11 protein-coding genes and 1 riboswitch are annotated in these 10,921 nt (G+C 71.9%); of the genes, 6 read left to right on the top strand and 5 right to left on the bottom strand.

Going from position 1 to position 10,921, the window contains the following annotated elements; translation table 11 throughout:
* Nucleotides 1-160: 160 nt before the first annotated feature.
* From IEY73_RS32015 to IEY73_RS31995, 5 genes are read left to right on the top strand one after another with little or no spacing between them, the layout of a single operon-like run.
* A complete protein-coding gene (locus tag IEY73_RS32015) occupies nt 161-913 on the top strand; it encodes an SDR family oxidoreductase (RefSeq protein ID WP_189083098.1) in 753 nt (250 codons plus the stop codon).
* The gene (locus IEY73_RS32010) at nt 910-1,680 is read left to right on the top strand and encodes an SDR family NAD(P)-dependent oxidoreductase (protein ID WP_189083097.1); all 771 of its coding nucleotides are present in this window, start codon (nt 910-912) and stop codon (nt 1,678-1,680) included. The genes IEY73_RS32015 and IEY73_RS32010 overlap by 4 nt, the downstream gene beginning before the upstream one ends.
* On the top strand, nt 1,677-2,672 hold the full coding sequence (locus tag IEY73_RS32005; protein WP_229716363.1) for a phosphotransferase family protein: 996 nt from the start codon (nt 1,677-1,679) through the stop codon (nt 2,670-2,672). The genes IEY73_RS32010 and IEY73_RS32005 overlap by 4 nt, the downstream gene beginning before the upstream one ends.
* The gene (locus IEY73_RS32000; RefSeq protein ID WP_189083096.1) at nt 2,672-3,886 is read left to right on the top strand and encodes an acyl-CoA dehydrogenase family protein; all 1,215 of its coding nucleotides are present in this window, start codon (nt 2,672-2,674) and stop codon (nt 3,884-3,886) included. Before IEY73_RS32005 ends, IEY73_RS32000 begins: the two co-directional genes overlap by 1 nt.
* Nucleotides 3,883-4,482, top strand: a complete 600-nt coding sequence (locus IEY73_RS31995) for a TetR/AcrR family transcriptional regulator (RefSeq protein ID WP_189083095.1) — start codon at nt 3,883-3,885, stop codon at nt 4,480-4,482. The genes IEY73_RS32000 and IEY73_RS31995 overlap by 4 nt, the downstream gene beginning before the upstream one ends.
* On the opposite strand, the gene nicT is transcribed toward IEY73_RS31995, so the two are convergent.
* Nucleotides 4,479-5,597 (bottom strand): Nickel transporter NicT, encoded by a 1,119-nt coding sequence (nicT, locus tag IEY73_RS31990; protein ID WP_189083094.1) that lies wholly within the window; start codon nt 5,595-5,597, stop codon nt 4,479-4,481. The genes IEY73_RS31995 and nicT overlap by 4 nt on opposite strands.
* Before the next feature lies 1 nt (nt 5,598).
* A riboswitch (adenosylcobalamin (AdoCbl) riboswitch) is annotated at nt 5,599-5,742 on the bottom strand.
* Between the two features lie 145 nt (nt 5,743-5,887).
* Here nicT and IEY73_RS31985 point away from each other — a divergent pair.
* Nucleotides 5,888-6,448, top strand: a complete 561-nt coding sequence (locus tag IEY73_RS31985) for a sigma-70 family RNA polymerase sigma factor (RefSeq protein ID WP_189083093.1) — start codon at nt 5,888-5,890, stop codon at nt 6,446-6,448.
* 8 nt (nt 6,449-6,456) lie between these two features.
* On the opposite strand, the gene egtD is transcribed toward IEY73_RS31985, so the two are convergent.
* From egtD to egtA, 4 genes are read right to left on the bottom strand one after another with little or no spacing between them, the layout of a single operon-like run.
* The gene (egtD, locus tag IEY73_RS31980) at nt 6,457-7,431 is read right to left on the bottom strand and encodes an L-histidine N(alpha)-methyltransferase (RefSeq protein ID WP_189083092.1); all 975 of its coding nucleotides are present in this window, start codon (nt 7,429-7,431) and stop codon (nt 6,457-6,459) included.
* The gene (egtC, locus tag IEY73_RS31975; RefSeq protein ID WP_189083091.1) at nt 7,428-8,177 is read right to left on the bottom strand and encodes an ergothioneine biosynthesis protein EgtC; all 750 of its coding nucleotides are present in this window, start codon (nt 8,175-8,177) and stop codon (nt 7,428-7,430) included. Before egtC ends, egtD begins: the two co-directional genes overlap by 4 nt.
* On the bottom strand, nt 8,177-9,469 hold the full coding sequence (gene egtB, locus IEY73_RS31970; protein ID WP_189083099.1) for an ergothioneine biosynthesis protein EgtB: 1,293 nt from the start codon (nt 9,467-9,469) through the stop codon (nt 8,177-8,179). The genes egtC and egtB overlap by 1 nt, the downstream gene beginning before the upstream one ends.
* 26 nt (nt 9,470-9,495) lie before the next feature.
* The gene (egtA, locus tag IEY73_RS31965) at nt 9,496-10,728 is read right to left on the bottom strand and encodes an ergothioneine biosynthesis glutamate--cysteine ligase EgtA (RefSeq protein ID WP_189083090.1); all 1,233 of its coding nucleotides are present in this window, start codon (nt 10,726-10,728) and stop codon (nt 9,496-9,498) included.
* Nucleotides 10,729-10,921: the final 193 nt, after the last annotated feature.

Here is a 10,921-nt window from a genome sequence, read left to right as displayed (position 1 = left end):
GGCGGGGGCGGGGCGGGGCGGGGCGGTGCGGGGCGCGCGCGATTGGCGCGCGGCGCGGGGGCGGGGGCGGCGCCGGGGGGCGTGGGGTGCGGGCGGGGGGTGGCGGTGGGTGGTACTGATCAGTAACAGTGGGGGCACATCAACCGAGAGGAACGGCCGAATGACGCAGCCCGCAGGCGCCGTGGCGATCGTGACCGGAGCGAGCCGGGGCATCGGCTTCGCCATCGCTCAACGACTCGTCGCCCAGGGCGGCAAAGTGTGCATCACCGGCCGGGACGCCGCCGCCCTGGAGACCGCGGTCAAGGACCTCGGCGGGGCCGACGTGGCGATGGGCGTGCCGGGCAAGGGCGACGACGCGGAGCACCGCGCCGCCGTGGTGGACGCGGTGCGTGAGCGTTTCGGGCCGGTCACCACGCTTGTCAACAACATCGGGATCAATCCGGCGTACGGTCCACTGAGCTCGCTGGACCTCGGCGCCGCCCGCAAGATGGTAGATGTGAACGTGCTCGGCACTATCGGCTGGGTGCAGGAGGCGTTGCGCGGCGGCCTGGCCGACGGCGGGGCGATCGTCACCATCTCCTCGGTGTCCGGGGTCCGCCCCGCCCCGGGCATCGCGTTCTACGGCGTCACCAAGGCCGCCCTCATCCACCTTACCCAGGAGCTCGCCGTGGAACTCGCGCCCGCGGTGCGCGTCAACGCGGTGGCACCGGCGGTGGTCAAGACACGCTTCGCCACCGCCCTTTACGAGGGGCGGGAGGCCGAAGTCGCGGCGACGTACCCGCTGGGCCGGCTCGGCGAACCGGACGACGTGGCCGGCGCGGTGGCCTTCCTGTGCGGCCCGGACGCGGCCTGGATCACCGGGCAGACGCTGGTGATCGACGGCGGCGTGACGCTGACCGGGGCGGTGCGATGAGAGTCGTCGTCACCGGCGCCGGCGGGGGCATCGGCGCCGCGCTGGCCCGGCGGTTCGCAGCCGACGGCGCGCAGGTGGTGGTCAACGACCTCAACCCGGCCGCCGCGAGCGCGGTGGCGGCGGAGGTCGGCGGGCTCGCCGTGGCCGGGGACGCGTCCGACGAGGAGGCGGTGCGCCAACTGGTCGACACGGCCTGGGCGGAACTCGGCGGCTGCGACCTGTTCTGCGCCAACGCGGGCGTGCTGTCGGCCGGCACCGAACACGCGCCGGATGACGCCTGGCAGCGGGACTGGCGGGTCAACGTCATGTCCCATGTGTACGCCACCCGCGCGCTGCTGCCCCGATGGCTGGACTCCGGTGAGCCCAAGCGGCTGCTCATGACGGTCTCCGCGGCGGGCCTGCTCACCCTGCTCGGCAGCGCGCCCTACGCGGTCACCAAGCACGCCGCCCTCGCGTACGCGGAATGGCTGCGCGCCACGTACGCCCACCGCGGCCTGATCGTGCAGGCGCTGTGCCCGCAGGGCGTGCGCACCGACATGCTCGGCAGCGGCGGCAACAGCGCGAGCCGGGCCCAGTTGGACGCCACCGCGCTGGAGCCCGCGGAGGTCGCCGCGACCGTGGCCGCCGCGCTGCGCGGCACCGACTTCCTCGTCTTGCCGCACCCGGAGGTGCGCGACTACTACCGGATGCGGGCCACCGAGCCGGATCGCTGGCTGGGCGGCATGAACAAGATCCAGCGCGGCTTCGAGTCGGAGGGCCTCTCGTGACCGGGCCGCGCGGGCTGGACCTGGACCGGCTCCGCGCATACCTGCGCACCGGCCCGCTGACCGCGACCATGTTCGCCGGCGGCCGGTCCAATCTGACGTACGCGGTGAGCGACGGCGACAAACGCTGGGTGTTGCGCCGTCCGCCGCTGGGACACGTGCTGCCGACCGCGCACGACATGGCCCGTGAGCATCGGGTGCTGGACGCCCTGTCCCGGCACGGCTTCCCGGTGCCGCGCCCGGAGGCGCTGTGCACCGACCCGGACGTCATCGGCGCGCCCTTCTATCTGATGGAGCACGTCGAGGGCCGCATCTATCGGGACATCGCGGACCTGACGGCGCTGGGCGCCCCGGCGATGCACGGCCTCGTCCTGTCGCTCGTGGACACGCTTGCCGACCTGCACGCGTTGGATCCGTCGGCGATCGGGCTGGGCGACTTCGGCCGTCCCGAAGGGTTCAACGAGCGCCAGGTGCGACGCTGGAAGAAGCAACTCGACGCGTCGCGCAGTCGCGAGGTTCCCGGCATCGACGACCTGCATGCCCGGCTGGCCCGGCAGGTGCCGTCCGGCGACGCGGCCGTGGTGCACGGCGACTTCCGGCTGGACAACGTGCTGATCGGCACCGAGTTGCAGGTCAACGCCGTACTGGACTGGGAGATGTCCACTGTGGGCGATCCGCTCGGCGACCTCGCGCTGATGCTGGTATACGCCGGGCGCCCGTTGCTCACCCGCGACGGCGAACACCGCGCGCCGCTGACGGTTCCGGGCCACCCCGGCGTGGACGAGATGGCGGCCCGCTACGCGGAGCGGAGCAAGCGCGACGTCGGCGACCTGCACTGGTACCTGGCCTTCGCGGCGTTCAAGCTGGCCGTCATTCTGGAGGGTGTGCACTACCGATACGTCCAGGGACAGACCGTGGGCGAGGGGTTCGACACGGTCGGGGCGCTCGTCGCGCCCCTGGTCGAGCAGGGACACCAGGCGCTGGAGGAGCACTGATGGACTTCGGTTTCGACGCACGCACCGAGGACTACCGCAAGCGGCTGCTCGCCTTCATGGACGAGCACGTCCGCCCCGCCGAGCCCGGCTGGTTCGCGGGTGACTCCGCGGCCGGCCGGTGGGAGCCGCCGCCCGGTCTCGCCGCGCTGCAGTCCGCGGCCCGCGAGCGCGGATTGTGGAACCTCTTCCTGCCCGGCGAGCACGGCGCCGGCCTGACGAACCTGCAGTACGCTCCGCTCGCCGAGATCACCGGCCGCAGCCCGGCCATCGCCCCGGCCGCGCTGAACTGCGCTGCGCCGGACACCGGCAACATGGAAGTGCTCGCCATGTTCGGCAGCCCGCAGCAGCAGGAGCAGTGGCTGCGCCCGCTGCTGGACGGCGCCATCCGGTCCGCCTTCGCGATGACCGAGCCGCAGGTGGCCTCCTCCGACGCCACCAACATCGGCACCCGCATCGTCCGCGACGGCGACGACTACGTGATCAACGGGCACAAGTTCTACATCTCCGGCGCGATGAACCCCCGCTGCAAGATCTTCATCGTGATGGGCAAGACCGATCCGCAGGCCGCCCGGCACGTGCAGCAGAGCATGGTGCTGGTTCCGCGGGACACCCCGGGCGTACGCATCGAACGCGGCATGACCGTGTTCGGCTACGACGACGGCGACCACGGCGGGCACGCCGAGGTCTTCTTCGACGACGTACGCGTACCGGCCGCGAACCTGATCGGCGAGGAGGGGTCCGGCTTCGCCATCTCGCAGGCGCGGCTCGGACCCGGCCGCATCCACCACTGCATGCGGCTGATCGGCATGGCCGAACGCGCCATCGAGTTGATGTGCACCCGGGCGCTGTCCCGGGAACCGTTCGGCCGGCCGCTGGCCGATCAGGGCGTGGTGCGCGACTGGATCGCCGAGGCACGCGTGCGGGTGGAGCAGAACCGGCTGCTGGTGCTCAAGGCCGCCTGGCTGATGGACACGGTCGGCAACAAGGGCGCGCACACCGAGATCCAGGCCATCAAGATCGCCGTGCCGTCCACCACCGAGTGGATCCTCGACAAGGCCATCCAGACGCACGGCGCGGCCGGTGTCGGGCAAGACACGCCGCTGGCTCGGCTGTGGGCCGCCGCCCGCACCCTGCGGCTCGCCGACGGGCCGGACGAGGTGCACAAACGATCGCTCGCGCGGCGGGAGCTGGGCCGCTACCGGAGCGCGCGATGAGCCAGCCGTCGACACGGGTGGACGGGCGCACCGCACGCTCGGAACGCACCCGCAACGCCATCGTGGACGCGCACGTCCACCTGATCACCTCGGGCGACCTGAAGCCCACCGCGGACCGGATCGCCAAGCAGGCCGGGATTTCGCTGCGCGCATTATGGAGCCACTTCGCCGACATGGAGGCGCTGTTCTCGGCCAGTGGCGAGCGGATCCTGGCGATGCGCGACGAGGCGCACGAGCCGGTGCCGGATGACCTGCCGCTGCCCGAACGCATCGAGGCGTTCTGCCGGCAACGGGCACGCATGCTGGAAGAACTCGCCCCGGCCGCGCGGGCGGCGGCGCTGAAGGAGCCGTTCTCGCCCGCCTTGCAGCGCTATCGGAAGGCCCACATGCGGCGGGTGCGCGACGAGTTGTGCGCATTGTTCCCGGCGGAGATCGGCGACGACGAGCCACGGCTCGCGGCGCTGACCGCGGCGAGCATGTTCTCCACGTGGGAGACGATGCGCACGGTGATGGACCTCGACACGGACGCCGCCCGGGAAGCCCTGACCCGCGCGGTGACCGCACTGCTCGCCGAGGGGACCGCGCCGCTCGCCTAGGGGCCGGTGTTCGCGTCCGGCGGGAACGCCCACCGTTCCTCCACCCGCGCCAACCGCCAGTAACTCAGCGCCACGATCCAGGTCAGCACGAACAGCCCCACCACGAGGAAGCCGACGCTGTTCAGGTTGATCGCGCTGACCCAGGTGGTGAACGGGTCCACCCAGCCGGCATTGTCGTGCAGCAGCCCGATCAACTCGATCGAGCCGACCAGGAAGGCCACCGCGACGGACAACCCGGTGATCGAGATGTTGTAGTAGACCTTGCGCACCGGATGCAGAAACGCCCAGTCGTACGCGACGCTCATGAACAGCCCGTCGAGGCAGTCCAACAGGCTCATGCCGGCCGCGAACAGCAGTGGCAACGTCATCACCGCGTACCACGGCAGCCCGGCGGCGGCACCGGTGCCGGCCAGCACCAGCAGTGCGATCTCGGTGGCGGTGTCGAAGCCCAGGCCGAACAGCAGGCCGACCACATACATCTGTCCCGGCCGGGTGATCGCCCGGGTGAGCCGCCCGAGGATCCGGTTGAGCAGCCCGCGGGCCTGCAGGTGCGCCTCCAGCTTGAGCTCGTCGGAAACCCCGTCGCGCATCGCCCGGAACACCCGCACGATGCCGATCAGCGCCACCAGGTTGAGCGCCGCGATGATGTAAAGAAAGGCGCCGTTCACGCCGGTGCCGATCACCCCGAGGGTACGGTTGACGGCCGTCCCGTCCTCGGTCAACGCACCGACCACGTGCGCGCCGGCGGCGACCAGGGCCGCCAGCACGGCCACCACGGTGGCGTGTCCCATCGCGAACCAGAAGCCGACGGCCTTCGGCCGCAGCCCGTCGCCGCGCAGCTTGCGCGTGGTGTTGTCGATCGCCGCGATGTGGTCCGCGTCGAAGGCGTGACGCAGGCCGTACGTGTATGCGGTGATGCCCAGGCCGACGCTGAACACCTCGGCACCGAGGTGCACGTCGGCGGCGTTGACGGCGGCGAACAGGGCGCCGAACGCGGCCACATGCAGCAGGGCGACGAAACCGAGCAGGACGGCCGATTCCCGCCAATCCTGGCGTGTCCACGTGGCACAGACGGTGCGGAAGAAACCCGTGCGGGGCGCCGGAGTCGACGACATCTGACCTCCCACCGGGATGACGCGTCCCGGCCAGTCGAATCGGTGATCGTCGGAGGTCTGGCTCCCAGCATCACGCTGGTCACAGTGGCGCGACCGCGCCGGACTTGCACCGGCTTCCCCGACGACCGCGAACGCGGCGACACTATCCCATCGCCGTCACGCACGGAGTGACGCCGCTCACCACCACCGCGGCCGGTCGACGGCCCCCACCCCGATCGGTTCCGGGGTTGAACCGTTGGCCGCCGGGAGCCGTACCACCGGGCGCACCCCCACGCGGAAGGGCACCCGAAATGCCGGACGACGACCTCACCGCGCTGGCGTACGCCGCCGCGCGCGGTGACCGTGATGCCGTGACGGACCTGATTCGCCGCACCCAGCGCGACGTCCTGCGGTTCCTGGCACCGTTGACGTCCCCGGCCGACGTGGAGGACCTCGCCCAGGAGACGTACCTGCGTGCGGTGCGCGCCCTGCCCAGCTTCGCCGGCCGTTCCTCGGTGCGCACCTGGCTGCTCGCCATCGCCCGCCGGGTGGCCGCCGACCATGTTCGCCTGGCCACCCGCCGGCCGCGGATCGCCGGCCTGCCGGACTGGCAGGCGACGGCGGAGGCCGCCGCCCCGCACGCCCAGCCCCGGTTCGACGAACAGCATGCGCTCACCGCCCTGCTCACCGACCTGGCACCGGAGCGTCGCGAGGCGTTTGTGATCACCCAGGTCGCCGGGCTGTCCTACGCCGACGCGGCCGAGGTGTGCGGCTGCCCGATCGGCACGATCCGGTCACGGGTGGCCCGTGCCCGCGAGGACCTGATCGCCGCGCTGCACGATCCGGACGCCGAGGGCCGGGCCACCGCCTGACGCAACGCTCACGGCATGGCGACCGCCTGCGCCAGCGACACGGCGAACAACGACTGCGGATCGGTCCACCACTCACGCAGCGCGAATCCCGCGCGCGCCAGCTCACCGGTCAGCCCGGCGCGGCGGAACTTCGCCGACACCTCGGTGCGCATCTCCTCGCCGGCGGCGAAGTCCACGGTCAACCCCAGATCCGCGACCCGTACGCGCTGGGCGTCGCGGGCCCGCAGCCGCATCTCGACCCACTCCCGCTCGGCGTTCCAGAGCGCCACATGCTCGTACGCGTCCACGTTGAAGTCCGCGTGCAGCCGGCGATTGATCACGTGCAGCACGTTGCGGTTGAAGGCGGCCGTCACGCCCGCCGCGTCGTCATAGGCGGGGACGATGACCGCGGGATCCTTCACCAGGTCGGTGCCGAGCAGCAGCCACTCCCCCGGATGCAGCACCGCGCGCAGGCCACCCAGGAAACGGGCGCGTTCGTCCGGCACGAGGTTGCCGATCGTACCGCCGAGGAACGCCACCACCCGGTTGTCACCGTCCGGCAGGTCGGCCAGGTGCCGGGTCAGGTCGCCGACCACACCCCGGACCTCCAGGCCGGGGTAGTCGGCGGCGAGACGGGTGACCGCGTCCAGCAGCGCGGTGCCGGACACGTCCATCGGCACGAAAGACCCGAGGGTGCCGTGTCGCACCAGCGCGTCCAGCAGCAGCCGGGTCTTCGCCGAGCTGCCCGAGCCGAGTTCGACGAGGGTCTTGGCATCGGTGAGGCGGGCGAACCGCTCGGCCTGCGCGTCGAGGATGGCCCGTTCGGTACGTGTCGGGTAGTACTCCGGCAACGCGGTGATCTGTTCGAACAGCTCGCTGCCGCGGGCGTCGTAGAACCATTTGGGCGGCAGCACCTTCGGTTCGGCGCGCAGCCCGTCGGCGACGTCCGAGCGCAGCTCCCGAGCGATGTCGCGCTCGTCGATATGGATTTCCAGGATGGTCATGGTCTCCCCAGCGGGACGAGGTCAAGGGCGGACGGGGTGGCCACCAGAAGCCGGCGGTCCGGCACGGCTTGCCACATCGGGTCGGGATCGAGCGGTTCGGAGCTGACCAGCACGGCATCGGTCCCCCGGCGTACGGACAGCGCGTGTCCCACGGTGGTGGCGACCAGCCGGGTGCCGTCGGTCAGCAGCAGGTTGAGCCGGGAGCCGGGAGCCGCCCGCTCGACTTCGGTGACGACGTCGGCGACGGCCTCCGCCGGATCCACGCCGGCACGCAGCCGGTCCCGGGTCAGCGCCCACAGCAGCGCCGCATCGGTCGGCGCGTCCAGCGTGAGCAGGTCGGTGACCGGGAGCCGGCCGGCGAGCTTGGCCAGCGAACCCGGCCAGCCGCGCACCACGCCGTTGTGGCTGAACGACCAGCTTCCGTCCACGAACGGTGCGGCGGCGGTCTCCACCACCGGCATGCCGACGGTGCCGGACCGCACCGCGGCCAGCACCGCGCCGGCCGTGGTGGCGCGCGCCAGCTCGGGCAGTGTCGTGTCCGTCCACATCGGAACGGTGCGGCGATACCGCACCGGCGTAGGTGCGTCCGGCGGGTACCACGCCACCCCGAAACCGTCGGCGTTGACGGTGCCGCCCCCGCGCATGTCGGCGGGCGCCCACGACTGCCGCACCAAGGCGTGCGGCGGATCGAACAGCAGCTCCGACAGCGGCACGGCGGGGCCGAGGTACGCCAGGTGCCGGCACATCAGAGCGCATCCGGGGTGACGTCACGGGCACAGCGGAACCCACTGAAGATCTGCCGTCGGATCGGATGATCCCAGTTGCGGAACGTGCCCCGGCACGCCGCCGCGTCGGTGCCGAACGAGCCGCCGCGCAGCATCCGGTAATCCCCGCCGAAGAACACCTGGGAGTATTCCGCGTACGGGAACACGGTGAAGCCGGGATAGCCGTGGAAACCGGAGTCGACCCATTCCCACACGTCCCCGATGAGCTGATGCACGCCCAGCGGCGAGGCGCCGTCCGGGTACGCGCCCACCGGCGCCGGCGCGAGATGCCGCTGGCCGAGGTTGGCGTGCCGGGGCGTGGGATCGTCATCGCCCCACGGGTATCGCCGGGACCGTCCGGTGGCCGGGTCGAAGCGAGCAGCCTTCTCCCACTCGGCCTCGGTGGGTAGCCGCTTGCCGGCCCACGCCGCGTACGCCTGCGCCTCGAAGAAGCAGACATGCACCACCGGCTCGTCACCGATCACCGGTTCGGTGCGCCCGAACCGCGTGTACGCCCACCCGTCGCCGTCACGGTGCCAGTGCAGCGGCGCATCAAGTCCAGCCTTCTGGCGATGCGTCCAGCCGCGCTCGCTCCACCATCGCGGGTCGTCGTACCCGCCGTCGGCGATGAATTCCGCGTACCGGGAATTGGTGACCGGCGCGGCGTCGATGGCGAACGCGGCGACGTCGACGGTGTGCGCGGGGCGTTCGTTGTCCAGCGCCCACGCCTCGGTGTCGGTGCCCATGGTGAACGGCCCACCGGGCACCAGCACCTCGCCGGTGACCGGCACGCGCGTCTGCGGCGGTGCCGGGGCGTGCAGCACCGCCGGACCGTTGCGGAGCTGATGGGTGGCGAGCATGGTCTCGTCGTGCTGCTGTTCGTGCTGCACGATCATGCCGAAGGCGAACCCGTCGGCGACCAGCCGTCGCTCGTCCAGGCGCACCCGGTCCAGCACGTCCAGCGCCTTGTCACGCACCTCGTGCACGTACGCGCGGGCCTCCGCCGGCCCGAGCAGCGGCAGCGCCGGACGGTCCCGGCGGGGGTGCCGGAACGCGTCGTAGAGCTTGTCGATGTCCTGGCGCAACGGCTCGCGACCGCCGACGTCGCGCACCAGCCACAGCTCTTCCTGGTTGCCGACATGCGCCAAGTCCCACACCAGCGGGGACATGAGCGGGGAATGCTGGCGGATCAGATCGGCGTCGTCCACCGCGTCGGTCAGCACCGTGGTGCGCGCACGGGCGCGTTCCAACTGTGCCGCGGTGGTCAGCCGCATGTCGTGTCGATGCTCGGAGTCCTGGGTCACGGGAGCGGGTCCTTCCGCAGAGAGACGGCGCGGTGCAGGCGCCGGTCGAGGATCGCGGTCACCTGGTCGCACACGGCCATGGGCAGGCCGGTGCGGTCGAGATGACGACAGGCGAGGTCGATGAGATCGGCGGCGCACGTGGCCACCAGCGGATCGGTGAGACCGTCGCGGGCCGCGGGCACCCACCGGCCGGCCGCCGGCTGGGCGAGATTGCGGGCCGCGTCGACGATGTCGTCACCGGCCAGCAGGGCGGTCAGCACGGCGGCCGGAGCGATCCACTCGTCGCCGGGCTGGGTGTCCAGGTAACGCACTTCCAGATAGCCGCGCGGGCGTACCGGCGGGAACAGGGTGCTGAGGTGATAGTCCAGGTCGTCGACGGTGGGCGGCCGGGGCAGTGCGCCGCCGATCCAGTCGGCGAAGGTGACGCCCTCCGGTGTCTCCCACCGGCCACCGCTGCGCCGCACGCACAGCAGGGGCGCCGCCAACGCATACTCCGACCAGGCCGCGGCCGGATCGGCGGCGGACGGCACCGGGCCGCTGCGCCGGGCGTCCAGGCCATACCAGGCAGCCATCCGCCCGCTGGCCCAGCCGGTGTCCCGGCCGGCGTGCATGCGCGAGGTCGCGAACGTGGCGAGCAGCGGCGGGCCCACGTCGTGCAGGGCGGACCATCGCGCCGGCATACTGCGCGCGTCCCCGGCGTCGAGGCAGACCTGCAGTCCGGCGGTGCTGCACATCATGGTGTGTCCGGGCGCTCCGACGTCACGACCGAAGGCACGATGCATCGCGGCGTAGCGCGGGGTGTTCAGCAGGCGCACCGGAGGCCGGTACGGGTCGAGGCCGCTGTCTCCGAGATGGATGCGGGAGCGGGCGAGAAGATCGGCCAGATAGGCCCGATCCTGGCTGACCGCGGTGTGCAGTTCGGTCAGCGACGTCGCGGGGGCGGAGGAGATTTCGATCTGGCCGCCGGGCTCGGCGGTGAGTACTCCCCCGGCGGGCAGTGACACGGGATCCGGATTGCCGAATGCGGCCGGCGCGTGCGGGCCGAGGGCCCTGCCCAGGGTGGCCGTCGACAGTGGCGCGGCCGGATTCTCATCGAGGTGGGTGGTCCATTCCAGTTCGACGCCGAGGCGCCGCGGTGGTCCGGTCTTGAAGCAGATGCAGTAGAGGTGCTCGGACGCTTCGGCGATCTGCCGGAGCGTCCGACCCGAGACGTCACCTACGTCACTCAAGGTAGTCGCGCCCCTTCTTGAGGTGAAAGGTCATCCGCGACAGTACCCACAGATATCGAGAATGCACATTACGTGTCGATGATCTCCAGCAAGACGAACAGCAACACCCACCCACCCCGCCACCCGCCGCCCACCCCGGCGCCGCCCACCCCGCCGCCCCGCGCCCCGCCGCCCTGCCCGCGCCCGGCCGCCG

Origin of the sequence: Mangrovihabitans endophyticus (assembly GCF_014646155.1) — a bacterium.
GTDB classification, from domain to species: Bacteria; Actinomycetota; Actinomycetes; order Mycobacteriales; family Micromonosporaceae; genus Actinoplanes; species Actinoplanes endophyticus.
The sequence above is the reverse complement of the archived record's forward strand: the minus strand, read 5'-3'. Positions and strand labels throughout refer to the sequence as shown.